At 61.6% G+C, this 22,680-nt stretch carries 22 protein-coding genes and 1 tRNA gene; 8 read left to right on the top strand and 15 right to left on the bottom strand.

Features of this window, described 5'->3' with window-relative positions:
- Positions 1 to 40: 40 nt before the first annotated feature.
- The 5 genes from D3Y59_RS03355 to recQ form a co-directional block, all read right to left on the bottom strand.
- Positions 41 to 871 (bottom strand): LexA family transcriptional regulator, encoded by an 831-nt coding sequence (locus D3Y59_RS03355; protein ID WP_119443770.1) that lies wholly within the window; start codon positions 869 to 871, stop codon positions 41 to 43.
- A 129-nt stretch (positions 872 to 1,000) separates the two neighbouring features.
- A complete protein-coding gene (locus D3Y59_RS03350) occupies positions 1,001 to 1,300 on the bottom strand; it encodes a hypothetical protein (protein WP_119443769.1) in 300 nt (99 codons plus the stop codon).
- 188 nt (positions 1,301 to 1,488) lie between these two features.
- The gene (locus D3Y59_RS03345; protein WP_119443768.1) at positions 1,489 to 2,346 is read right to left on the bottom strand and encodes a hypothetical protein; all 858 of its coding nucleotides are present in this window, start codon (positions 2,344 to 2,346) and stop codon (positions 1,489 to 1,491) included.
- Positions 2,343 to 3,047 carry a DUF2306 domain-containing protein gene (locus tag D3Y59_RS03340; RefSeq protein WP_119446297.1) on the bottom strand — a complete coding sequence of 235 codons (705 nt, stop codon included), beginning with the start codon at positions 3,045 to 3,047 and terminating at the stop codon, positions 2,343 to 2,345. The genes D3Y59_RS03345 and D3Y59_RS03340 overlap by 4 nt, the downstream gene beginning before the upstream one ends.
- Positions 3,048 to 3,360: 313 nt before the next feature.
- Positions 3,361 to 5,610 (bottom strand): DNA helicase RecQ, encoded by a 2,250-nt coding sequence (gene recQ, locus D3Y59_RS03335; RefSeq protein WP_119443767.1) that lies wholly within the window; start codon positions 5,608 to 5,610, stop codon positions 3,361 to 3,363.
- A 118-nt stretch (positions 5,611 to 5,728) separates the two neighbouring features.
- On the opposite strand from recQ, the gene D3Y59_RS03330 reads away from it, so the two are divergent.
- The 5 genes from D3Y59_RS03330 to D3Y59_RS03310 all read left to right on the top strand — a co-directional run bounded on the left by D3Y59_RS03330 (position 5,729) and on the right by D3Y59_RS03310 (position 10,951).
- Positions 5,729 to 6,139, top strand: coding sequence for a DoxX family protein (locus D3Y59_RS03330; protein ID WP_119443766.1), 411 nt, complete (start codon positions 5,729 to 5,731; stop codon positions 6,137 to 6,139).
- A gap of 26 nt (positions 6,140 to 6,165) precedes the next feature.
- Positions 6,166 to 7,185, top strand: a complete 1,020-nt coding sequence (locus D3Y59_RS03325) for a hypothetical protein (protein ID WP_119443765.1) — start codon at positions 6,166 to 6,168, stop codon at positions 7,183 to 7,185.
- Between the two features lie 75 nt (positions 7,186 to 7,260).
- Positions 7,261 to 8,670, top strand: a complete 1,410-nt coding sequence (locus D3Y59_RS03320; RefSeq protein WP_119443764.1) for a sugar MFS transporter — start codon at positions 7,261 to 7,263, stop codon at positions 8,668 to 8,670.
- A 119-nt stretch (positions 8,671 to 8,789) separates the two neighbouring features.
- Complete coding sequence (gene murB, locus D3Y59_RS03315; protein ID WP_119443763.1) at positions 8,790 to 9,815, top strand: UDP-N-acetylmuramate dehydrogenase; 1,026 nt, start codon at positions 8,790 to 8,792, stop codon at positions 9,813 to 9,815.
- 158 nt (positions 9,816 to 9,973) lie between these two features.
- A complete protein-coding gene (locus D3Y59_RS03310; protein ID WP_119443762.1) occupies positions 9,974 to 10,951 on the top strand; it encodes a hypothetical protein in 978 nt (325 codons plus the stop codon).
- A 67-nt stretch (positions 10,952 to 11,018) separates the two neighbouring features.
- Here D3Y59_RS03310 and D3Y59_RS03305 read toward each other — a convergent pair whose 3' ends face one another.
- From D3Y59_RS03305 to D3Y59_RS03295, 3 genes are all read right to left on the bottom strand, one after another.
- Entirely contained in the window at positions 11,019 to 13,436 is a 2,418-nt protein-coding gene (locus D3Y59_RS03305; protein WP_119443761.1) for an endonuclease MutS2, read from the bottom strand.
- Positions 13,437 to 13,591: 155 nt separating this feature from the next.
- Positions 13,592 to 14,056, bottom strand: coding sequence for a DUF3093 family protein (locus tag D3Y59_RS03300; protein ID WP_205590868.1), 465 nt, complete (start codon positions 14,054 to 14,056; stop codon positions 13,592 to 13,594).
- 6 nt (positions 14,057 to 14,062) lie between these two features.
- Positions 14,063 to 14,800, bottom strand: a complete 738-nt coding sequence (locus D3Y59_RS03295; protein WP_119443759.1) for a hypothetical protein — start codon at positions 14,798 to 14,800, stop codon at positions 14,063 to 14,065.
- A gap of 157 nt (positions 14,801 to 14,957) precedes the next feature.
- Here D3Y59_RS03295 and D3Y59_RS03290 point away from each other — a divergent pair, with 157 nt between their 5' ends.
- Positions 14,958 to 15,761, top strand: a complete 804-nt coding sequence (locus tag D3Y59_RS03290) for an alpha/beta fold hydrolase (RefSeq protein ID WP_119443758.1) — start codon at positions 14,958 to 14,960, stop codon at positions 15,759 to 15,761.
- A 15-nt stretch (positions 15,762 to 15,776) separates the two neighbouring features.
- On the opposite strand, the gene D3Y59_RS03285 is transcribed toward D3Y59_RS03290, so the two are convergent.
- Together D3Y59_RS03285 and D3Y59_RS03280 are read right to left on the bottom strand one after the other, a co-directional pair.
- On the bottom strand, positions 15,777 to 16,535 hold the full coding sequence (locus D3Y59_RS03285) for a TIGR02757 family protein (protein ID WP_119443757.1): 759 nt from the start codon (positions 16,533 to 16,535) through the stop codon (positions 15,777 to 15,779).
- Between the two features lie 89 nt (positions 16,536 to 16,624).
- Positions 16,625 to 17,593: a LysM peptidoglycan-binding domain-containing protein gene (locus tag D3Y59_RS03280; protein WP_162910511.1), complete on the bottom strand. Its 969-nt coding sequence runs from the start codon at positions 17,591 to 17,593 to the stop codon at positions 16,625 to 16,627.
- Positions 17,594 to 17,867: 274 nt separating this feature from the next.
- Between D3Y59_RS03280 and kdsB the strand changes: the two genes are divergently transcribed.
- Positions 17,868 to 18,629 (top strand): 3-deoxy-manno-octulosonate cytidylyltransferase, encoded by a 762-nt coding sequence (kdsB, locus tag D3Y59_RS03275; RefSeq protein WP_119443755.1) that lies wholly within the window; start codon positions 17,868 to 17,870, stop codon positions 18,627 to 18,629.
- A gap of 50 nt (positions 18,630 to 18,679) precedes the next feature.
- Here the strand turns inward: kdsB and D3Y59_RS03270 are convergent, their stop codons facing one another.
- The 5 genes from D3Y59_RS03270 to D3Y59_RS03250 form a co-directional block, all read right to left on the bottom strand.
- Complete coding sequence (locus tag D3Y59_RS03270; protein ID WP_119443754.1) at positions 18,680 to 19,078, bottom strand: DUF1622 domain-containing protein; 399 nt, start codon at positions 19,076 to 19,078, stop codon at positions 18,680 to 18,682.
- A gap of 149 nt (positions 19,079 to 19,227) precedes the next feature.
- On the bottom strand, positions 19,228 to 19,575 hold the full coding sequence (locus tag D3Y59_RS03265) for a translation initiation factor (protein ID WP_119443753.1): 348 nt from the start codon (positions 19,573 to 19,575) through the stop codon (positions 19,228 to 19,230).
- Between the two features lie 55 nt (positions 19,576 to 19,630).
- Complete coding sequence (locus tag D3Y59_RS03260) at positions 19,631 to 20,533, bottom strand: diacylglycerol/lipid kinase family protein (RefSeq protein ID WP_119443752.1); 903 nt, start codon at positions 20,531 to 20,533, stop codon at positions 19,631 to 19,633.
- A 100-nt stretch (positions 20,534 to 20,633) separates the two neighbouring features.
- Complete coding sequence (gene gap / locus D3Y59_RS03255; protein ID WP_119443751.1) at positions 20,634 to 21,638, bottom strand: type I glyceraldehyde-3-phosphate dehydrogenase; 1,005 nt, start codon at positions 21,636 to 21,638, stop codon at positions 20,634 to 20,636.
- A gap of 144 nt (positions 21,639 to 21,782) precedes the next feature.
- Positions 21,783 to 21,854 (bottom strand) — tRNA-Glu (locus tag D3Y59_RS03250).
- A 402-nt stretch (positions 21,855 to 22,256) separates the two neighbouring features.
- On the opposite strand from D3Y59_RS03250, the gene D3Y59_RS03245 reads away from it, so the two are divergent.
- Positions 22,257 to 22,679, top strand: coding sequence for an STAS domain-containing protein (locus tag D3Y59_RS03245; protein ID WP_119443750.1), 423 nt, complete (start codon positions 22,257 to 22,259; stop codon positions 22,677 to 22,679).
- Position 22,680: the final 1 nt, after the last annotated feature.

Genomic DNA, 22,680 nt, shown 5'->3' with positions numbered 1-22,680 from the left:
CAAAATCAGCGGAATAAGAGATATCCGCCTGAATCCGTACTTAAGCTTTCTTCATGGTGGTCACCTGCTTTTGCAGGTCGAGCACGATGCTGGCCAAACGGTTTAGCGAAAGGTCGGCAATCGGGAACGTGCTGCTGATGTAGCTCTTGGCTTCCCAAATTTCGAGCACGTCCTCCACGTCAATTTCGTAGGGCGAGTACACGGGGTTGTCGGAGTGCAGCGTGAGCGAGGCGGCTTCCTTCAGGCGGTTGTACACGCGCTTAAATACGATGCCCTCTTTTTTGCTAACCACAATGCAAGGCGTGCCGTCTTTCACCTCGTTCCAGTCGGCCACGTAGCGGCCCACAATCACGGTACCCGAGGCAATGGGCAGCATCGAGTCGCCCGAAATTTCGAACGCGCGGAAGGTGCCGTTCTGGCCCAGCATGGGCAGCCGGAACTTGGGCAGCTCTTCGATAAATTCCTGGTCGGCGTAACCGTTCAGGTAACCGGCCGAGGCCTTTAGGGGCACCAGCTCGATGTTCTCGTTTTGGTCCTGGTCAACCGTAAACGCGAGCACGCGCAGGTTGTCGCCTTTGGTTTTCTCGGCCACGGTGGCCACATCGGCGCCGTCGGCACCTAGGGCGGGCACGTTTTGCAGCTGGCGCATTACGGCGGCGGCCTGGCGCTTCTTCGAGAAGTCGGTAGTTACCAGCGCATCCAGCGAAATGCCAAACAGGCGGGCCATCTTCACCAAAGTAGTGAGCTTGGGCTCGGCGCGGCCTTCTTCGTACGCACCGATGAGGGAGCGTTTGATGCTGAGTTTATCTGCTAGCTGCGCTTGGGTGAGGCCCAGTTCGCGGCGCCAGAATTTAAGGTTCGTGTTGATCATGGGGCGGGGTGGCCGGCTAACAGAATTCGCCCTCAGTGGCTTGCCGGCTCGTGAAGGTAGCAACAGAGAATGGCTTTTACTAATTCAATTAGCCAAAAGTTTTTCCAAAAAACCGGCTTTCCCAATAGGTTAAATACGCGGCGCCACCGGCTCGGCCCACCACTCGTCGTTTTGCCAGAAAGCAGCCCAGCCGCGCTTTTGGTAGCGCGGGCTGATACGCCACGTTCGCTCGCCCGCCTGGAAATCGGTGTTGATGTACGCCGCGTGCCTCATAAAATCAGCGCCCCACTTAACCGGGCGCGATTTGCTACCGGAAGCAGCTCGCCAGCGGCCCTCGTAGAGCACGCCCGCCCCTTTGGCATGCGCGTGGGCAAACCGGTTGATTAGCTGAAGCTCGCCCTCCTCATCGAAAAGGAAATCGGCGGCCACCGTGCCGGCAATACGTCCGCCGCCCGCACCTTCTTCCTGCAGCCAAAACGTGCCGGTTAGCGCGTGCCAGGGCAGCTCGCGCTAAGGTCAGGCCCTTTGGGCGTAACGCGGCTGAAAGCCGTATCGGCTGGCTCAATCGCTCGGAGTTACGTCCAGTTCACCTCCCCAAGAGTTCCGGATGGCCACTGCTAAAGGCGAGCCACCTTGGCATCCACCCACCATTCGTCGTTTTCCCAGTAGGAGTCCCAGCCAAGCTTGGCGTATTTCGGGTTGATCTGTACCTCGCGCATGCCCACGCTGAACTCTTCCAGAATTTCGTTGCCAATGGCCGTAAAATCCTGGCCCCACAAAATGGGCTTGCGGTTGCCGGTTTTGTTGCTCACCCACTCGCCCTTGAACAGCGTACCCGCCGCGCGCGCCGCCAGTTGCTCGCCCGAATCGACGAGTACCAAACCTTCGTCGGTATCAAGCTGAAAATCGAGCCCAAACTGGCCGCGGTACACGCCAGCGCCTTTGGTGGTTGGGTCTTCGCGCAGCTCAAAGCGCCCCACCACCGAGTAGGCCGGGTTGCCCTCGCGAATTAAGATTTCGGGGTCGGCTTTGAGGTCATGGATTTCGCTGATGGTAAGCGTGCCCTCAAACGGCGTGATGATTTTCTTGTAGCGGCTTTTGCCGCGCACGTGCATCAGCTCGGGGCGCTGCTCGTCGCGGTGCATTTCCAGGAACACCATCTCGATGCGGTAGCGCTCCGGGCCGAAAAAGCCGTTGTTGGGGTAGGCCGCGGGACCCTCGGCCGTGGCGGTGCACCACACCTCGGTTAGGTCGTGCTCGCGCAGAAAGGCCTGCATTTCGGGCGTAAGCGCGGGTGCCGGTTGCGCGGCGGCCTCGGTTGGCGCAGCTTTTTTATTGCTGGTGGCCACGCCGGCCGGCGCGGGGGCGGCCTGGGCGCGCTTGGTTGCCGCCACGGGGCGGCTGGCTTCGGGCTGGCGCTGGCAGGCACCCAGGCACAAGCCCGCCACGACAAGGAGGTACACAGAGGTTTTCATGCGGGTACAGCAGGCTGTGCTTGGAGGTTGGGTTTGGGAGAAGCAAAATCGCGCAACAGGCGCTTGGCCACGCCGGCTTGCACCAGCACTTCGGCCACCAGCAAATTGCCCGTCCAGGAAAGCCACGTTACGGTGAGGTAGGTTTCGATGGGCTTGGTACCGAACAAGTAGTACATGCCGTAGCTTTCGAGACGCAGGCTGAGGGCGGCCAGCGTTACGGCGTAGCAGCGCACCATCCAGTCGGTGTGCAGCTGCCACTGCCCGCGGCGGGCCAGCCGGTAGGCTTGCCACGTGGCCAGCCACCACACCACGCACTGCAGCGTAAAGCCCACTTGGGCTACCAGCCCGCCGTTGGCGTAGTGCGCCAATATCAGGCCCGAAGGCGCCGCCAAAGCCAGTATGGTAACGACATACACCTGGCCCAACCGGCGGTGCAGGGCCCGGCGGCGCTGCATCAGGCGCGGAAAAAACTGCGGCAGGCCGGCCAGCAAAGCCACCAAACTGGTGGTGATGTGCACGTAAAAACCGATTCGAAACAGCAGGTTGCCGTTGGTTTCGGCCGATTTGGTGGTGAGAAAACCAATGCCCGGCTCCAAACCTAGGTACGGCACCGTGAGCACCAACATGCGCCCGGCAAACACTAGCACGGCCAAGCCGATGAGAATCTGCAAAGCGCGGCGGACGGGCGAAAACCTAGGCATGAAGAATTGCAACGGCTTGATTGTACAAAGTAGCAATTTGCCTAGCTGAAACGTGCGCTCCGGAAATATATTTCGTGGTGCATATTCCGGCTTTTCGGCAGCTGATGGCCCGACCCATACCCTTGCCCTAGGTGCCAAGTTGCACCTGAAACCGAAGAGCATTTGCACCTAACTTGCTGACTTTCAACCGATGCCAACGAAGGTTGCCGTTGCGGCCGGTAAATAACAAAACAAGCCAAGCAGACTCAGGATAAGTCCGCTTGGCTTGGGCACTTGGGCGTACCTTGCCAAACAGTCGTTGCACTAGAACAACCTAGGCATCAACAGGTTGCGTGGGCAGCTCGCCGCGCATGCGCTTGTCGTAAATCAGGGCAAGGCGCAGCTGAAAGTAGTCGTACCGCTCGCGCAGGTGGTCGAATAGGTCGCGCAGGCGCAGCTCAGGGCCCAGCTCCTGGGCTGCCATTTTGATCTGGGCGAAGTCGTCCATGGTCAGGAACTCCTCGGTGCGCAGCTGGTAGCCTTTTTCGTACAGCGTTTCGAGGTGCGACTTCACGGTGCTCGGCGACAAGCCCCGCTGCTCGGCCACTTGCTCCACCGACAGCCCCTGGCGGTGGAGCTTCCAGGAGTCGACGAAAGTGCTGCCCGGCGCGGGCCGCTTTTTGGGCGCTGCCGATACATCGTCGTCGGCGCCTAGGTCGGGCACGTCGTCGGGCGAGGGAGCACCGGCCAACTCGTTGATGAGCTGGATAAATTGCTCGCCGTAGGTTTCGAACTTCTTCATGCCCACGCCCGAAATGGCCAGCATGGCCGTGCGGGTGCGCGGCCGCTCAACGGCCATTTCCTGCAGCGTGGTATCCGAAAACACCACGTACGGCGGCACGCCCTGCTGGTCGGCAATGCGTTTGCGCAGCTGGCGCAGGCGGTCGAAGAGGTCGTCGGTAACCGACACCAAGCGTGGCCCGGCAGCGGCTTTGGCGGCGCGGCCCTTGGGCGCTTTTTCGGCCTTGGCCGGCACCTGAAATTGCTTGAGCTGCTGCTTCCGCTCGCCCTTCAGTACTTGCCAGCCTAGGTCGGTGAGCTTCAGGGCGTAGCCTTGCTCGTAGGCAATGTACAGGAGCCCGTCGTTGAGGAGCTGGTGCAGGTAGCTTTGCCAGTCAAGAAACGAGAGGTTGGCCCCGGCCCCGAAGGTCTTGATCTGGTCGTAGCCGCGGCCAATAACGGCTTGGTTGCGGCGCCCCAGCAGCACGTCGGCTATGAGCGTAAGCGGGGCCTGCTCGCGGGTGCGCGCCACCGCCGACAACGCCTTCTGCGCCAGCTCGGTACCGTCGAAGGTAACGGGCGGGTTGCGGCAAATGTCGCAGTTGCCGCAGTCTTTGTCGAGCACCTCGCCGAAGTACGCCAGCAAAATGCGGCGGCGGCACGAGGCCGCTTCGGCAAACTGCTGCATGCGCTCGAGCTTGGTGGTGTTCAGCTGGGCCAGGCGCGGGTCGGCGTCCTTGGTAATCATGTCGCGCAGCTGGGCCACGTCGGCGTAGCTGTAAAACAGCACGGCCTCGGCGGGGGCGCCGTCGCGGCCACCACGGCCGATTTCCTGGTAGTAGCCCTCGATGTTTTTGGGCAGGTTGTAGTGAATCACCCAGCGCACGTTGCTCTTGTCGATGCCCATGCCGAAGGCCACCGTGGCGCAAATGATCTGCAGGTCGTCGCGCAGAAACTGCTCCTGCACCTCGGAGCGGGCGCGGTCCGTCATGCCGGCGTGGTAAAAGCCGGCCCTAAAGCCTTTTTCCTTGAGCTTGCCCGCTAGGGTTTCGCACTGCTTGCGCGAAAGGCAATACACAATACCCGGCTCGGTGGGCCGCTGCTTCACGTAGTTGATGATGCCGTTTACGCGGTCCTGGCCCGGGCGCACGTTCAGCGACAAATTGGGCCTATCGAACGACGACAAGAACACCTGCGGGTCGTTCAGGCGCAGTTGCTGCTGAATGTCGCGCTGGGTAAGGCGGTCGGCGGTGGCCGTAAGGGCAATAATGGGCACCTCCGGAAATTGCTCGCGCAGCACCCGCAGTTGCGTGTATTCGGGCCGGAAATCGTGGCCCCACGACGAAATGCAGTGCGCCTCGTCGATGGCAAACATGCTCACCTGAATGCGTTTCAGAAAGCTCAGAAAACCTTCGGAGAGGAGCTTTTCGGGCGATACGTACAGCAGCTTAAGCGCGCCGGCCTGGCACGCCCGCCCAATGCTGTTTTGCTCGGCCTGGCCAACGCTGCTGTTGATGCAAGCGGCCGCTATGCCGTTGGCTTTCAGAGCTTCCACCTGGTCCTTCATCAGGGCAATCAGCGGCGACACCACCACGCACACGCCCTCTTGCACCATGGCCGGCACCTGAAAGCACACCGATTTGCCCCCGCCCGTGGGCATCAGCACCACCGTATCGCGCCCTCCTAGGATGCTCTGGATGATGTCCTGCTGCATGGGCCGGAACGAGTCGTAGCCGTAGTACTGCTTGAGCACGCGGCGAGCCGAATCGAGCGTAGGTGCGAGGGGTTCGGTAGCAAATAACATTCGGTAAAAATACGTCTGTTTGGCGGTAGTTCTAAGCTAAACAAACTATCAAAAAGCTAAAAACGTGCGTAAGCAGCAGGGTTTCTGCCGCGCTGGCCAAACCGGTTTTTCCACTATCATGATCTTTTCTTTTACCTCTCGCCTGGGACGCCTGGGCCTGCTGGGCTTATCGGCGCTGTTCGTTACGGCAGGCATTTTTCATTTCACCAACCCCAAGCCGTTTGTTCGCATCGTGCCGCCACAACTGCCGGCGCCGGAGGCACTGGTGGGCATTAGCGGCGCGGCCGAAATAGGTTTGGGCTTGTTGCTGCTGCCCCGGCTTACCAGGCGCCTGGCTGCCTGGGGGCTGGTGGCGCTGCTGGTAGCGGTTTTTCCGGCCAATATGTACATGGCCCGCCTACCGGGCGGCGGCTTGGGCCTCCCGCAATGGGTGCTGTGGGCGCGCTTGCCGCTGCAGGGCGTACTCATTGCCTGGGCCTGGTGGTACACGCGCCCGCAGAAAGATCTTGACCTAGGGCAGAATCGGTAGCAGGGCAGGCTATATTTTGTGCCGATATGCAAAAGCCCTTCTTTTTCGACCCCAACAAAAGCCGGCTGTTTTACTTGGTGCTCTTCGTGGTGCTAACCGTGGCGGGCGTGGTGTTTGCCCGAAGCCTTGGGGTAGAGTATTCCATTATTGGCAGTGTGGCCTCGTTCTTGGGCTTGTTTGTGGCTTTTCAGAGCTGGCTGGCAGCCGATGCGGCCTCGCGCAAAACCGACGAAACCTTGGTGCAAATGCACCAAATGGCCGAGGAAACGCGCCGCTTGGTAGCCAGCAGCTACCAGGCCGAGGAGCAGATCCGGATGGCCGTAACCACCATTTCCGACTCCACCCGCGAGCTGTTTAAGGGCTTTGCCAATATTCAGAAGGAAATCCGCGACTTTCTGGCCGAATCGGCCGGGGCCGAGTTTCTGGGTGTAATGGTCCCGACGGCTTCCATCGGCACGTTTTACGCCAAATACCACGTGCCGCCGCTCAACCAAGGCGAAATGCGCGGCATCACCGGCCAGATACACGAGCAGCTGTTGCTCCGCTCGCACGATACGCGCGAGTTTTACCTGGCCACGCTGGCCGTCGACGAAACCCAGGCGCATTACCCGCCGGCCTCGTCGAACATGCTGTACTACCATTACATCCTAGGTCTGTGGATGCAGTTTCGGGGCAACGAGCCGCTTACCGAGGCGGTGTGGCAGGAGCACGTCAACCTGCACCTTACCACGCTGCGGCAAATCCGGGAGTCGTTCGAGCTGTTTGCCGAGCACGACGAACAAAAGCAAGCCCAGGTACCCCCGTGCCTTACCTTGCTGTCGTTGCCGCTGCAGCTTTTTCTCTGTGTCGATAGCAAAGCCGCCAACCCCTACCGGGCCATGGTTACCTTCCTAGGTCAGTACAACCTCGAGAGCGTAACGGAGCCCCGGGCCATGCGCACCACCGACCCCGAACTTGTGCGCACGCTCGTGAGCATGTTCGAGTCGATAACCGACCTGACGGAATACCCCGGCTACAAGCAGCTGCGCCAAAAGTACCCGCTGTAGGCGCGCCGGCCGCGGGGCCCGCGTGCTCCTTTTTCTATCTTTAGCGCCTCCCTTTCCCGTCAGCTCCACTTTCCCATGGCGACTCCCGTTTCGCAGGCTACTCCCCCACCCACTGCCGGCCCGGCCACCACGCGCAGCTATGCGCTGCCCATGGCGGCCATGACCTCGTTGTTTTTCCTGTTCGGGGCCGTCACGAACTTCAACGACGTGCTGATGCCCTACCTCAAGGACGTGTGCCAGCTCACCGACTTGCAGTCGTCGTTGGTGCAGTTCGCGTTTTTTGGGGCCTACTTTCTGATGTCGTTGCCGGCGGGCCGGGTGCTGGAGCGCCTGGGCTATAAGCGCGGCATTGTGGTGGGCTTGCTGGTGATGGCCGCGGGCGCGCTGCTGTTTGTGCCGGCCGCCAATACGCGCACTTTCGGCGTGTTTTTGCTGGGCCTGAGCGTGTTGGGTGCTGGCGTTACGCTGCTGCAAGTGGCCGCCAACCCCTACGTTTCGGTGCTGGGCCCGGCCAGTCGTGCTGCCAGCCGCGTGAGCGTTGTGGGCGTGGCCAACAACTTCGGAGGCACGTTGTCGCCGCTGCTCGGCGGCATGCTGCTGTTTGGCGGCTCGGTGGCACTCAAAGCTCGCTTGGCGTCGTTGCCCGAAGCGCAGCGCCTAGCCGAAGAAGCCACCCTGGTAAAGGCCCCGTACATTGGCCTGGCCGTGTTCCTAACGCTGTTGGCCGGTGTGTTCTTCCTGCTAAAGCTCCCCGAAATCGAGGGCATGCAAGCCGATGAGGCAAGCCCCGCCGACGCAGCGGCTGCCGCCAGCGGCCGGCGCTCGGCCCTTGCCTTTCCGCACTTGGCCCTAGGTGTGGTGGCTATCTTTTTGTACGTGGGCGTGGAGGTGGGCCTCGGCTCGTTCCTAATCCGTTACGGCGAAGCCCAAGGCATCACGCAGCTGAGTGATTTTACCCAAAGCCTTGTGCGCGGCCTCAACGTGGCCACCAACTTCATTGCCGTGCTGCTCGGCCAGCCGCCAGCGCCCATCGACACCACCGCCGGTTTCACCAAAGCCGTGGGGGCCGTAATGGTGGCCTCGTACTGGTTTGGCTCGTTGGTGGGCCGGGTGGTAGGCATTCCGCTGCTCACCCGCATCAACGACCGCAAAGCTTTGGTTGCGGTGTGCGCCGCGGCCGTGGCCTTCGTGCTGGCCTCTATTGCCACCCAGGGCGAAACCGCCTTGTGGCTGATTGTGCTTTGCGGCCTGATGAACTCCATTATGTGGCCGGTTATCTTCCCGCTGGCCATCAAGGGCCTAGGACCGTTTACCAAGCAAGGCTCCTCGTACCTGATTATGGCCATTGTGGGCGGCGCGGTGGTGCCGCTGCTCATGGGCCTGTTGGCTACCTACGGCGGCGGTTTGCGCGTGGCGTTTTTGCTGCCCGCGCTTTGCTACGCCTACCTGCTGTACTACGCGCTCCGCGGCTACCGGGTGCGCTAGCCACCTAGGACCGGTATTCTGTACGGCGGCGCCCGCCCCCATTTGGGGCGGGCGCCGCCGTTTTCGGTTGCTCCCGGACGCGTTGCACTACCTTTGCCATAGCATTCTTATTCCTCCGTATGTCGGCCCAGCTTCAGCACCACGTTTCGCTTTTGCCCTACAACACTTTCGGTATCGATGTAACAGCGCGCTACTTCGCCACTTTTGGCAGCGCCGAAGAGCTGCGCGCCTTGTTGCAGCTGCCCGAGGTGCAGCAAGCCGAAAAGCTGGTGCTGGGCGGCGGCTCCAACCTGCTCTTCACCCGCGACTTCGAAGGCGTGGTGCTGAAAAACGAAATCCGCGGGCTCGAAACAACCCTGGAGGCCGACGGCGAAAATGCTCTGGTGCGGTCCGGCGCGGGCGAATCGTGGCACGGGTTGGTAGAGTTTACGCTGAGCGAAGGTTTGGCCGGCATCGAGAACCTCTCGCTGATACCCGGCACGGTGGGCGCCGCGCCGCTCCAAAACATCGGGGCGTACGGCGTGGAGCTGAAAGACGCCTTCGACCACCTCGAGGCCATGGAAATTGCCACCGGGCAGCTGCGCCGCTTCTCGCGCGAGGAGTGCGGTTTCGGCTACCGCGAATCGGTGTTCAAGGGGCCCCTCAAAAATCAGTACATCGTAACAAGCGTGGTGCTGCGCCTGCACCGCCGCCACCAGCCCAACGTATCGTACGGGGCCATTCGGGCCACGCTCGAAGACATGGGCATCACCGACGAGCCCACGCCGCAGCAGGTAAGCCAGGCCGTTATCAGCATCCGCCGCAGCAAGCTGCCCGACCCCAAGGAAATTGGCAACGCCGGCTCTTTCTTTAAAAACCCCGAAGTCTCGCAGCAAAAGTTCGATACCCTCAAAGCCACCTACCCCGATATGCCGGGCTACACCGTGCCCGGCGGCGTAAAAGTGCCCGCCGGCTGGCTGATTGAGCAATGCGGCTGGAAAGGCCACCGCGCCGGTGCCCACGGCGTGCACGACAAGCAGGCCCTGGTGCTCGTGAACCTAGGCGGCGCCAAGGGCGCCGAGGTGCACGCGCTAGCCCAGCAAATCATTGCTTCGGTGCGCGAAAAGTTTGGCATTGAGCTACACCCCGAGGTAAATATTCTGTAGGCCTGGGTGGGCCTGTGGCCGCCCGGCTGCCCCTCGAGCACCTAGGGCGTCGGTGTTATTTGAATGTTAAGCGCTTGGAATAAGTAAAACTGTAAGAGAAAGTACAGATATTTAACCTTCGTTTTGCCAACCCCTCAATAGCCCCTTTGCAACTACACATGAAAACGTTTACGCTTTTGGCACTGCTGCTCGGTGGCAGCTCCTTTGCCGCCGCTCAATCAGTAGTTTCCATTTCGGCCGCGCGCGCGGCTGGGCCAGGGGCATCGGTTACCATTCGCGGCGTGGTGGCCAACGGTGCGGAGTTGGGCGCGATACGCTACATCCAGGACAAAGACGCCGGCATTGCGGCGTACAGCACCAAGCTGCCCGAGTACACCACCTTGGTGGCCGGCGACAGCGTGCAGCTCTCGGGCACAATCAAAAACTACAACGGCCTGCTGGAAATCGACCCCGTTACGGCCGTTACCAAGCTGGGCTCGAAGCGCCGCGTGCGCATGGTGGAGGTGCCGGTAGCCGCGCTGAACACCGTGTTCAACGAGGCCCACGAGGGCCGGCTGGTGAAAATTACGGGCGTAACCACGCTTACCACCACCGGCGGAACGCCGCTCACGGCCGAGCTGGCCGGCAACATGAATTACCTTATCAACGGGCAGGCCGGTGCGCTGGTGCGCATCAACGGCGCCTCGGCTGGGGCCGAAGGCCTGGTGGGCAAGCCGCTGCCCGAAAACCGCTTCGATCTGGTGGGGCTGATCGGGCAGCACTCGCCCACCGGCACGCCCACGGGCTACCAGCTGCTTCCCCGCCTGAAATCGGACATGGAAATCGACGGCGGCCGGCCCAGCATCGTGGGTACGCCCGTGCCTACCGAAATCGGCAAAAACAGCTTCACGGTGCACTTTACCACGGCCAACCCCGGCAACACCAAAGTGGAGTACGGCACCACCTCCAAGCTGGGCACCGTGGTTACCGACGACGCCCAAACCATGAACCACGTGCTCACGCTCACCAACCTGGAGCCCTCCACGGTGTACTACGTGCGCGTGTCGTCGACGAACGCCCGGGGCACCTCCGTGTCGGAAGCCGTGCCCATGATTACGGATTCGAAAAACCGCGTGGTATCTAAAACCAGAAAATAAGGCCTTAAACCGGCAACGTAAAAAAGGCGGCCCCTGCACAGGAGCCGCCTTTTTTCATTTAATAGTGTTACTTCAGCACGGCTACCGTCACGCCGTCGCCGCCGCGGTCGGCGTGTTCGTCGGCCACGCTAGCCACGGCCCGCACCGAGCGCAGGTAGTCGCGCACCACCTGGCGCAGCACCCCGTTGCCGCGGCCGTGAATAAACTTCAGCTCGGGCACGCCCAGCATCACGGCATCGTCGACGTAGTTCATGATGCGCTGGAGGGCGTCTTCGGCCCGCTCGCCGCGCAAATCGAGCGTGGTGCTGAAGCCGGCCATGCGGCCCGTTACGTCCATGCCGCCGGTGGCGCGGGCTTCGGTGGCGGGAGCTTTGCGCGCAGCCTCCTTTTCCCGCTCCCGAATTTCGGAGCGTGTCAGTTTTTCCAACTGCGTTACCTTCACCAGCGTTTTCAAGCCGCCAAACAGTACCTCAGCCGTTTTCCCTTTCAGGCTCACCAGCTCGCCGTGGCCCTCCTGCCCTATCAAAGCCACTTTGTCGCCGGGCTTTAGGGCATTGGGGTCGGCCACTTCGCGGTGCGCACGCGGTTTCGGGGCTTCCAGCTTCAGCTCTTTCTGCACAAACGTGTCGAGCTTTTGGCGGGCTGCTTTGGTTTGCTCCTTTTCGGCCTGCGCCGTCCGGATTTCGCTGATGGTGGCCTCGATTTGCGCGTTGGTGTCCTTCAGCAGCAGCTTGGCTTTTTGCTTGGCTTCGCGGATTACCTCCTGCCGGGTTTCCTCGAGGTGGTTTTTCAGGTCCTGATACTCCTGCGCCGCTTTTTTCATGCGACGCTCGTTTTTCTCGGCTTCGGCGCTGCGCTTTTCAAGCTCCGCCTTTTCGGCTTCCAGCTCTTCCAGCAGGCGGTCGTAGCGCACTTTCTCCTTGCCCACCAATTGCGAGGCCCGCTCCACGATGGTCTTGGGCAGGCCGATTTTGCGGGCAATTTCCAAGGCAAACGACGAGCCCGGCTTGCCAATCTCCAGGCGGTAGAGCGGCTGCAGGTGCTTGGGGTCGTAGCGCATGGCGCCGTTCACGAGGCCGGGCGTGCGCTCAGCCAGGTTTTTCAGGTTGGTGTAGTGCGTGGTGATGACGCCAAACGCCCGCGCGCGGTTCAGCTCGCTCAGCACGGCCTCGGCAATGGCGCCGCCCAGCACGGGCTCGGTGCCGGTGCCAAACTCGTCGATGAGCACGAGGCTGCGCTTGCCTGCAAGCAGCAAAAACTGCTTCATGTGGGTGAGGTGCGAGGAGTACGTGCTCAGGTCGTTTTCCAGGCTTTGCTCGTCGCCGATGTCGAGGAAAATGTCGTCGAACACGCCCGCCTCCGACCCGTCTTCCACCGGAATCAGCAGGCCGCACTGCAGCATGTATTGCAGCAAGCCTGCCGTTTTCATGGCCACCGACTTACCGCCGGCGTTCGGGCCCGAAATGATGAGGATGCGCTGCTCGGCGTTGAGCTCCAGATCGAGCGGCACTACCTCGCGGCCCTGCTCCTTGAAGTTGAGGTAGAGCAAGGGGTGGCGGGCCGCCTGCCAGCGCAGCAAAGGGCGCGGGCTTAGCTTGGGCAAGGTGGCCTCGAGCTGCCGGGCAAAGCGGGCCTTGGCCCGGATGAAGTCGAGCAGACCTAGGAAATGGTAGGCCCGGCGCAAATCGGGGATGTGCGGTCGCAGCTGATCGGTGAGGGCCGTGAGGATGCGCACCAGCTCGCGGTGCCAGGCATTTTCGAGGTCTTTGATGTCGTTGTTCAGCTCGAACACCGCCTCCGGCTCGATGTACACCGTTTGGCCCGTGGCCGATTCGTCGTGGATCAGGCCCTTGATGCGGCGCTTGTGCTCGGCCACGATGGGCAGCACCAAGCGGCCACCCCGGATGGTGGGCTCGGCGCCTTCGGGCGTCCAGCCTTCGGAGCGGGCTTTGCGCAACACGTCGGCAATCTGGCGGCGCAAAATCCCTTGGCGGCTGATCAGCTCCTGCCGGATCTGGCGCAGCAAGGGCGAGGCGTCGTCGCGCACGTGGCCCTCGTCGTCCACCACTTTGTCCATGGCGGCCAGCAGGTTGCGGTCGGCTTGCACGCCAATGCCCAGCAGGCGCAGCGTGGGGTACGTGCCTTCGGGGGCTTGCGTAAAAAAGGTTAGCGCCTCCCGAATGGTGCGCAACGACATTTTTAGCTCGTAAAAAGCCCCGGCCTCCAAAAACGCACCCGGCAGCTGCGCCCGCAGCAAATGCGGGGTTACATCGTGGTAGTATTGGCTGGGAAAATCGGCGCCGCTGTGCAGCAGTTGCCGAAACTCGTCGGTTTGCAGCAGCAGCTTGGTAAGCTCGTCGGCCCGCGGCTGAAACTGCATCTTCTGCACGTAGTTCCGACCTAGGGCGCTGAGGCACAGCTCGGCCAGCAGTTCGCGCACTTGCTGAAAGCCGATTTTCTGCTCGAAAGTTTGGGGGTAAATCAAAAGGTATTTGGTACTGAGTAGTCCGTAGTCAGAAATACAAGCCGGCAGCGCTGGGCTCCGGCAGCCTTCCTTAACAGGCCGGCGGCCCGAAAGATTCAGCCAAAGCTATACGATGGCGCCCGCAAAGTGGGCGGGCCTGTTGCCGCCGGCTGCCGCTACACGCGCGACATATCAGCACCTAGGGCCTCGGCCAGCTCGTCAAAAGTGGTGTTGCCGCTGCTGTGCGCCAGCACAATTTTGGCGCGCTGCCCGTTGCGCAGGCGCAGCAGCAGCTTGGCGTAGCCGTCGTCGGAAATGCGGGCGGCGCAGCTCTCCACGTCGGCGCGTTGGATAACTTTGGCCGGTTGCGAGTCGCGGGTCAGGCGTATTTCGGTGGGCGTAAGCTCTATTCGGCCTTTGCTGCGGGCCAGCCTGAAGCCAAGGAAAACGGCTGCCGCCACTACCGCCGCAAACAGCGCCGTTTGGGCCCAGCCGCTCACCTCGATGCCCGCCGCATTGGCCACTACCATGCCCAACACCGCCCCGCCGATGGTTGCTACCCACCACAGCGTGGAGTTGTGAAATGTAACCTGGTAAACTTGGTTGGCTGCCTGCATATCAAATACTTGGTTATCTGCCACGCGAAACTACGGCCGCGCGGCCGTTTTGCGCCGGTTGGCCGCGTACACGCTTAGGTACATCGAGCTGAACACGAGCAAGCGCGAGCCCTGCGTCCAGTCTACACCCGGGGCTAGCAACAGCCCGATGCCCAACAGAAAACCCACGGCGCAGAACCCGGCCAGCACATGGCCCACTACTCCCTGAAAAAAATTCGGACGCTCGAGACTGGCCCCCGCACCTTGCCCTGCGTGCAGCTGCGCAATAAGCTGATCGGCAACTGCCTCCAGGCCTACCCAAGGTGCCTCGGCAGGAAGCCGCACGGGCCGTGGTTCGGCCACGAGGCGCAGCACTTGCTTGCCGGCGAGGTGCAAGCGCAAAAACAGGGCATTGGCTTGGTACGTGCGTACGTAGCCGCTGATGTTACTCAACTCAATACGATATGCTGAAGCGTTCTGGCGGGCAGCGCGGCCCAACGGCACCAGCTCGAGCACCCCGCCCGCTAACGTCGCCTGGTATTGCGGCTGCGCGCGCAGCAAGAGCCGCCACATCAGCACCAAACCCGGCAAGGCCACGAGCAACACCAGCAAACCGGGCCCTAGGTCGGTTTCGCCGGTTTGGCTAAAGGCACCGCTCAGCAGCATCACCCCTACCAACCCTAGCAGAAAAGCCAACGCCAGCCCGGTAATGCTAGCGTACAGCAACAGGGGCCGCGTAATGCGGCACTCGCAAACCAACGCCTCGGTAGCAACGGCCGTCGATGTCATAGCCAGAAGAATAAGCAGTTGTAAATTGGGCAAGCGACCAACCGCAACCATTGCCCCGCTGGGCAGTTATATATAGGTCGCGTTGTCGGCCTTGCAATATTGCCGGTTTATGGTACTTTAATTGCGTTATCATCTAACTATCCTATTACCGATACCCATGAATATTCTTAAGCGCAACAACGTTGTCACCTTCGGCAGCGGCAGCCGGGCTATGGTTTTTGTACACGGTTTTGGCTGCGACACGCAGGCCTGGCGGTTTGTGGCCCCTGCTTTTTCCAGCAGTTACCGTTTGGTGCTGCTCGACCACGTAGGGGCCGGCCAGTCGGACCCGGAAGCCTACGACCTCAACCGCTACGACAACCTTGAGCGCTACGCCTCCGATTTGCTGGAGGTGTTGGAGGCCTTGCAACTCACCGAAGTAGTGTGCGTGGGGCACTCCGTGGGCGGCATCATCAGCGTGCTGGCCGCCATTCAACGCCCCGAGCTTTTTGCCAAGCTGGTACTCATCGGAGCTTCGCCTAGGTATATCAACGACAGCAATTACATCGGGGGCTTCGAGCGCGAGGAAGTGGAAGATTTGCTAGCCTTTTTGAGCAGCGACTTCAAGGCTTGGAGCAGTTCGCTGGCGCCGCAGGTTATGGGCAACCTCGACCGGCCCGAACTCACCGAAGAGCTCATCAGCAACTTCTTGTGCCTCAATCCGGCGGTGGCCGCGCAATTCGGGCGCGTTACGTTTTTGAGCGACACGCGGGCCGAGCTGCCCAAAGTGCAGGTGCCTTCGCTGATTTTGCAATCGGCCGACGACTTTATTGTGCCGGTAGCCGTGGGCGAGTATCTGCACCAGCACTTGGCCTCCAGCCAATTAGCCGTGCTGAATACGAGCGGGCACTACCCGCACCTGAGCGCGCCCGTAGCCACCATTTCGGCCATGGAGCGTTTTCTGAACGCGCGACAAAATTAACCCTGGCTGCCCCGCTTAAAAATTCTCCTCGATACCTAGGCCAAATAGCGCGAAATCGTACTTCACGGGGTCGGCGGGGTCGAGTTGGCGCAGATTATCGGTGAGCTCGGCGGCAGCCTGCCAATCGAGCTGTTTGCGGTGCAGCAAACCCAGGCGGCGCGCTACGCGCTCCACGTGCACATCGCAGGGGCACACCAAGTCGGCGGGCGAAAGGTGTTGCCACAAACCGAAATCAACGCCGCGGGCATCGCGGCGCACCATCCAGCGCAGGTACATGTTCAGGCGTTTGCAAGCCGAGTTGCGCGCCGGCGTAGCCACGTGCTTGCGGGTGCGCTCGGGCGCATCGGGCAGGCTGAAAAACAGATTGTGGAAGTTAATCAGCCGTTCGCGCTGCGTGTTGCCGCTCAAAAAGGCATCCTCCAACGAGTCGTGCTGCTGGTAGTACCAGCGCAACCAATGCACGAAGTACAGCAGGTCGGTGTCGCAAAACGTGCGGTGACAAAAGCGTTCCAGGCCACGGAGGTCGTCGTCGTGGTGGTTTCGGATGAAATCGTACGGCGCGTTGTCCATCCGCTCCAGCAGTTCGTGGCCCTTTTTCAGAATAATGCTCCGCTTGCCCCAGGCCAGCAACGCCGCAAACAGCCCGCTGATTTCGATATCCTGCTGCCGGCTGAAGCGGTGCGGCAGACTTATCGGATCGGGGGCGATAAACGAGGGCTGGTTGTACCGTTCGTATCGGTCGTTGAGCAGGGCTTGAAGTTGGTCGGGCGTCACGGGGCAACGGGTAAAAAAGCAGTAAGCCCGACAAAGGTCGGGCTTACATAAAATACGAACCTTCGGGTGCGGCAGTAAACCGCAGCAGCTTAATCGGGCAAATACGAGGTTTCGACGCGGAAGCGCTGATCGGGCGTATTCAGCTTGGCCACAGCTTTTTTCGAAAGACGAATAAGCACCGTGGAGTTGTCGCCGGTGTCGGGCAGTTTGCCAATTACACGCACGTACACCACCTGGCCGTTCATGATGTTGCGCACCATCATGATGGTGCCCACCGGCGCGGTTTTGTGCAGGGCGAGGTATTTTTCGGAGTTCCCGCCCTCGATTACCGCGGCCAGGCCGCTTTCGGTAACCTTGCGCACAACCTCGCTGGCGCGCGTGGGCTCGTCGGCGGGCGTGGCGGTGGGGCTGGGAGGCGCTACATCCTTCTCGCGCGTGGCTTCGGCCTCCTTGGTTTTGGCAGCTTCGCGTTCTTTTTCGCGGTCGGCTTCCCGCTCGCGTTCCTTGGCGCGCTCTTTCTCGGTCTCATCGTCGCGCTCGGGGCGGGCGGTGGGCGGCGTGGGCACGGGCTTAGCAGCAGCCACTGCCGGCTCGGCGGCCGCAGCAGCGCCGCCAGCGGGCACGATAATTAGGGTTTGGCCCACCTTAACGCCGCCGTTGGTGGCTAGCTTGTTGTAGCGCTGCAACGCCGCGGGCGCCACGCCAAACTTGCGCGAAATGGCAAACAGCGTTTGGCCCGGCTGCACTTTGTACACGCGGTTGCCCTTGGCATCGGTGGGCAGGCTGCGGGCCGCGGCGGTGGGAGCCTCGGTTCCGGTAGTGGTGGCCGCGGCGGCTTTGGGCGCCGTTGCCGGCACCAGGGCCCGCACGCGCGGCACCAACACCTCCTGCCCCGAAACCAGCGCGCCCTTGATGCTCGGGTTGGCTTCCATGATGTCCTCAACGCTCACGCGGTAGCGGCGGGCCAACCCGTAAAGGGTTTCGCCGGCGGTTACCCGGTGGCGTACGTAGGTTTTGTTCTGACGCGTAACCACGCCCACCGAATCGGGCGGCAGCACAGGGTTTGCTAAAGCAGCAACAGGCAGGCAGAGTAAAAAGAAGGCGGAGAGAGTATGCGAAATTCGGCTCATAAGGAGGGTGTCGTACTGCACCAAGGGCAGTTTAATTCGACGGGGTAAGGCGTTGCCCACGAGTGACTACGCTGGCGAAAGATACGGAATTATGCCTGCTGAGCGGGATTTTGTCTATGATCGTGCCAATTTTACCGCGCTTGGCAAGTTCGGCGGCTGCCGCTAGCTTGCCCGGGGCTCACTTCTGAATATCAGCACCCTTATGCACAGCATCGGCATTATCCCGGCCCGATACGCCTCTACCCGCCTGCCCGGCAAACCTCTCATCGACCTAGGCGGCAAATCGATGATACAGCGCGTGGTGGAGCAGGCCCGGCAAGCCAACCTCAGCCGCGTGGTAGTGGCCACCGACGACGAGCGCATCCGGAAGCACGTGCTGGGTTTTGGCGGCGAGGCCGTGCTAACCAACCCCGACCACCCCAGCGGCACCGACCGCGTGTGGGAGGCCTACCAGCACCTAGGCACCCCGGCCGATTGCGTGGTAAACATTCAGGGCGACGAGCCGTTTGTGCACGCCGCGCAAATCAACGCCCTGCTTGCCCTTTTTGCCGATGCTAACACGCAAATCGCCACGCTCGTAAAGCCCGTGCTCAACCTCGAAGAGTTGCTTAGCCCGCACCTGCCCAAGGTAGTGCTCGGGGCCCAGGCCGAGGCGCTGTACTTCAGCCGGCACCCTGTTCCTTACCTGCGCCAGCACCCGCAGGAGCAGTGGCTGCAGCACCACCCTTACCTGCGGCACATTGGCTTGTACGCCTACCGCCCGGCCGTGCTGCAGCAGCTTACGCAGCTGGCGCCGGCCCCGCTCGAGCTGGCCGAGTCGCTGGAGCAACTGCGCTGGCTAACACACGGTTTTCGCATCCGGACGGCCGAAACCGCCCTCGAAACCATCGGTATCGATACCCCCGAAGACGTTGCTCGGGCGCTTGCTTACCTGCAGCGGCCCGGCCAGTACCCAAGCACCTAGGCGGTGTTCCGTAGCAGGAGAGGGTGCAGCTTGGGGCGCCTGCCGTAGCATCAGGGAGCCAAACCCGATTGGCTTTTTTGATCCACAATTTCTTCGGCCACCGAGGCTTGCTCCTCGCGCATTTCCTTCGACAGGAAATAATTGAGCACCGTTCGGATGACGGCAATGGCGCCCAACTGCCCGATTTGCTCCCAGGTTGGCGCAATAGCCGTAGAGAGGATGTCGGCGCCGAGCTGAAACTCCAACGCCAAAGCCAGGTACCGCGCGAGCAGCAGGCGCACAGCCGTAAAATTGGCTCCGCGCCGGCGCAGCAGCATGGGCACCAGCCGCACCAAGGCCACCACCACGCCAATACCGATAACGCCCGCGCCCACGGCCTCCACGCCGAGCTTCAGCCACTGCGCCAGACCGCGTACGTAGCCCTCAATGAGTTCGAAGCGGCTACTCATGTGCGCAGCGGGTTTGGGTGGTTACCGCAGCATGTGGCGCGGGCAGATCGGAGCTGCCGCACCTAGGCAGAGCATGGCAAGGGTTCATCGAGGCGAAGGTCAGGTGGTGGCTATACGTTGGCCTTGCCGCTCCAGACGTGTCCGTGCACCTAGCCGCCGATTTTTTTGGCTTTGTAGCCCTGGGCAATGAGTTCGGCCAGCACTTTGTCGCGAAAGTCGCCCTGAATCAGGATTTCGCCGTCTTTGGCGTTGCCGCCCACTCCGCACTTGGTTTTCAGAAGTTTACCTAGGGCTTGCAGGTCTTCGTCGCGGCCTATAAAGCCGGTAATCAGCGTTACTTGCTTGCCGCCGCGCTGCTTGCGGTCGAGCTGCACGCGCAGCTGCTGTTGCTGCGGCGGCGGGGTTTGGGCGTCGGTGCCGGCGTCTTGGTCTTGGTACTCAAATTCGGGGTTGGTGGAGTACACCACCCCGTCGCGGTTGCGGTGGTTTTTTGCCATGGTAAGTGCGAATGTATGCGTTATCGGGCCCTGGCCGCGGTGCTGGGCCTAGGTGCTATTGCGTAAACGAATGGCCCACCACCACTGGCAGGGCTTGGGGCTCGAGGGCTACGGATACGTCGGTGGCTTCGCCGGCGAAGTCGCCATCGAGGTGAAAACCCAGCGGTTGCTCGCTGCGCACGCGCACGGTATGGGTGGTGTGGTAAGCGGCCGCGCCGGAGGTAGGCAGGTCGCCGGCCGCCAGCCCGTAAGCCACGCGCAGCGCCCGGCTAAGCGGCATTTCGTCGATCAGGCACATATCCAACAACCCGTCGCGGATGTTGGCCAGCGGAGCAATATAGGCGTTGTTGCCGTACTGGGCCGCGTTGGCGAAGGCCAGTACGTAGCAAGTGGTGCGCAGCAGTTGTCCGTTCACCTCGATTTGCACAGGGGTGGCGCGGTAGCGGCCGTACTCGCGCAAAGCCACGCGCACGTAAGTAGCCAAGCCGCGTGTGCCCGCCGCGGCAAAGCAGCGGCTCACGTGGGCATCGAAGCCTAGGCCCGCCGTGCAAAAAAACGGTTTGCCGTTGAGTCGCCCCACATCAATGGGCAGCACGCGCGGCTGGCGCAGCAAGCTCACGGCCGCGGCCATGCCCAGCGGAATGCCTAGGTGCCGTGCCAGGCCGTTGCCCGAGCCGCGGGGCAGCACGCCCATGGCCACGCCTGTACCTAGCAACCCGCGGCCCACTTCGTTCACGGTACCGTCGCCGCCCACGGCCACCACCACGCCAAAGCCGTTGGCGGCTGCCGTGCGGGCCAGTTCCTCGGCGTGGCCGGCGTAGTGCGTGGGCTGAACTTCGTAGTACAGACCGGGTGTGTTGCCCAATTGCCGGCTCAGCAAACCCGGCAAATCGAAGCGCCGGTTGGTGCCCGAAATCGGGTTAAAAATAAAACACAGGCGGCGGCAGTCGGGCGTCATGGCGGGGCAAGTTACGCGAAGTAGGCGGCCAGCGCCACACGCAGCAACGCCCGCCCCGCCGGGTGGCGGAGCGGGCGTTGCAAAAAGGTGTTAGGGCAAATTACTTGTTGAAGTTGCCGAGCTTCTCGATCAGGTCGGCGGCGCGGGTGCTGTAGCCGGCCTCGTTGTCGTACCAGCCCACCACTTTCACCAGCGTACCGTTGGCCGAGGTCAGCTCCGAGTCGAAGATGCACGAGTGCGTGTTGCCCACGATGTCGATGCTTACCAGTGGATCGGTGCTGTACTCCAGAATGCCTTTCATGGGGCCTTCGGCAGCGGCTTTCATGGCGGCGTTGATTTCGTCTTTGGTGACCTCGCGCTTCAGCACAGCCACAAAGTCGGTCGACGAACCATCCGGCACGGGCACGCGCATGGCCACGCCATCCAGTTTGCCCTTCAGGTGGGGCAACACCAGGCCTACCGCCTTAGCGGCGCCGGTGCTGGTTGGGATGATGCTGTAAGCAGCGGCGCGGGCGCGGCGCAGGTCTTTGTGCGGCGCGTCCTGCAGATTTTGGTCGGAGGTGTAGGCGTGCACCGTGGTGATGTAGCCTTTCTCCAAGCCGAAAGCGTCGTCGAGCACCTTGGCCATGGGAGCCAGGCAGTTGGTGGTGCACGAAGCGTTCGAGAGGATGGTTTCCGAGCCGGTCAGGATGTCTTCGTTTACGCCGAGCACCACCGTGGGGATGTTGCCGGTAGCCGGAGCCGAAATAACAACCGTTTTGCAACCAGCCGTAATGTGCTGGCCAGCGCCAGCTTCGTCGGTGAAGCGGCCGGTCGATTCCAGCACCACGTCAACGCCCATTTCGCCCCAGGGCAGCAACTTCGGGTCGCGCTCAGCCAAAGCGGCAATGCGCTGGCCGTTTACGGTCAGGCTAGTTTCATCGTACTCAACGGTGCCATCGAAGCGGCCGTGTACCGAGTCGTACTTCAGCAGGTGAGCCAGCGTCTTGTTATCCGTCAGGTCGTTGATGGCGACTACCTCCACGTTCGGGCGGCTCAGCAGCGACTTGAACGTCAGGCGGCCGATGCGGCCGAAGCCGTTGATGGCAACTTTAATTTTAGCCATAAGGGGAAGAAAAACGGGTTAGTGGCCCGCGCGCCGGGCCAGAGTGAGAATGCGCGGCGAAGGTACACGCCTGCGGGGGAAAAGCAAAAAACCCGCCCGGTGCGGTACCGGGCGGGTTTCGAAAGTTTCAAACGACAAGCGGTGTAGTCCGTAGGGGAATCGAACCCCTGTTGGCAGAATGAAAATCTGCAGTCCTAACCCCTAGACGAACGGACCAGTTAGTTGCTTGCGCAGCGCCGGTGTCGTTTGATGATGCAAAGATAGCCGGCCGGTTTTTCAAGGCAATAGCCCTGTTCAAAAAAAACTCGTCGGCAGCCTGATGAAACTGATTCTCAAAGCGAAAATTTTGCCTTGCCGCGGCGGCCGCGGGGCATTTACCGGCAGCTGCGCGGCAACGAGCCCGCGGCTGCGCCTAGGTGCCGCGCAAAAAAAGCGGGCCGCCTGCCTTGGCACGACACCACACCTGAAGTCGTACCAGTTGCCGCATTTGACAGGCAGCCCACTTTCACAAAGTAACGCGCCCCAAAACCCGGCCTGCCCAGCACTGATACGGATTTTGGCCGGCGTGAAATACGTATTTTGGCCCGGCGCCTCAACCTCGGCCGCTTGCCTGATGTTATGCATGGCCGATTGCTGACTGCCCCTGCTCTACCCTTTCGGCACCTAGGCGCGTATAACAGCGCGGCAGCACCCCAAACGCTGCGCTTTGCCATGGATGTGCACCACGAAATTCTGCCTGATCGGTACGTTCTGATGCTTACCGAAAGCCCTGTATCGGCGAACGGCACCGCCGCCGACACCTTGGCGCGCTGCTTGCAACAAGCGTGGCGCAGCGGCAAAACCAGCGTTTGGGTTGACTGCAGCCGGTTGCACCACATGCCCACTGCAGCCCGCGAGCTGCTGCTGCGCTACCAAAAGCGCCTAGGTCGGCGCTCGGTTAGGCTGGTGCTCAGCAAGCCCAATGCCCGCGTGCAGCAGGCTTTTGCCGACGTGGCCCCCGATGCCCGGCCCGAAATACAGGACGCCGGCACGCAGCCTTAAC

This window comes from Hymenobacter oligotrophus (assembly GCF_003574965.1).
GTDB classification, from domain to species: domain Bacteria; phylum Bacteroidota; class Bacteroidia; order Cytophagales; family Hymenobacteraceae; genus Solirubrum; species Solirubrum oligotrophum.
Note: the sequence above shows the minus strand (reverse complement) of the source record. Positions and strands in the feature narration are given on the sequence as shown.

Coding starts and splice junctions, on each gene's coding strand:
- D3Y59_RS03355 (WP_119443770.1), bottom strand. CDS start 871: ATGATCAACACGAACCTTAAATTCTGGCGCCGCGAACTGGGCCTCACC.
- D3Y59_RS03345 (WP_119443768.1), bottom strand. CDS start 2,346: ATGAAAACCTCTGTGTACCTCCTTGTCGTGGCGGGCTTGTGCCTGGGT.
- D3Y59_RS03340 (WP_119446297.1), bottom strand. CDS start 3,047: ATGCCTAGGTTTTCGCCCGTCCGCCGCGCTTTGCAGATTCTCATCGGC.
- recQ (WP_119443767.1), bottom strand. CDS start 5,610: ATGTTATTTGCTACCGAACCCCTCGCACCTACGCTCGATTCGGCTCGC.
- D3Y59_RS03330 (WP_119443766.1), top strand. CDS start 5,729: ATGATCTTTTCTTTTACCTCTCGCCTGGGACGCCTGGGCCTGCTGGGC.
- D3Y59_RS03325 (WP_119443765.1), top strand. CDS start 6,166: ATGCAAAAGCCCTTCTTTTTCGACCCCAACAAAAGCCGGCTGTTTTAC.
- D3Y59_RS03320 (WP_119443764.1), top strand. CDS start 7,261: ATGGCGACTCCCGTTTCGCAGGCTACTCCCCCACCCACTGCCGGCCCG.
- murB (WP_119443763.1), top strand. CDS start 8,790: ATGTCGGCCCAGCTTCAGCACCACGTTTCGCTTTTGCCCTACAACACT.
- D3Y59_RS03310 (WP_119443762.1), top strand. CDS start 9,974: ATGAAAACGTTTACGCTTTTGGCACTGCTGCTCGGTGGCAGCTCCTTT.
- D3Y59_RS03295 (WP_119443759.1), bottom strand. CDS start 14,800: ATGACATCGACGGCCGTTGCTACCGAGGCGTTGGTTTGCGAGTGCCGC.
- D3Y59_RS03290 (WP_119443758.1), top strand. CDS start 14,958: ATGAATATTCTTAAGCGCAACAACGTTGTCACCTTCGGCAGCGGCAGC.
- kdsB (WP_119443755.1), top strand. CDS start 17,868: ATGCACAGCATCGGCATTATCCCGGCCCGATACGCCTCTACCCGCCTG.
- D3Y59_RS03270 (WP_119443754.1), bottom strand. CDS start 19,078: ATGAGTAGCCGCTTCGAACTCATTGAGGGCTACGTACGCGGTCTGGCG.
- D3Y59_RS03265 (WP_119443753.1), bottom strand. CDS start 19,575: ATGGCAAAAAACCACCGCAACCGCGACGGGGTGGTGTACTCCACCAAC.
- D3Y59_RS03260 (WP_119443752.1), bottom strand. CDS start 20,533: ATGACGCCCGACTGCCGCCGCCTGTGTTTTATTTTTAACCCGATTTCG.
- gap (WP_119443751.1), bottom strand. CDS start 21,638: ATGGCTAAAATTAAAGTTGCCATCAACGGCTTCGGCCGCATCGGCCGC.
- D3Y59_RS03245 (WP_119443750.1), top strand. CDS start 22,257: ATGCATGGCCGATTGCTGACTGCCCCTGCTCTACCCTTTCGGCACCTA.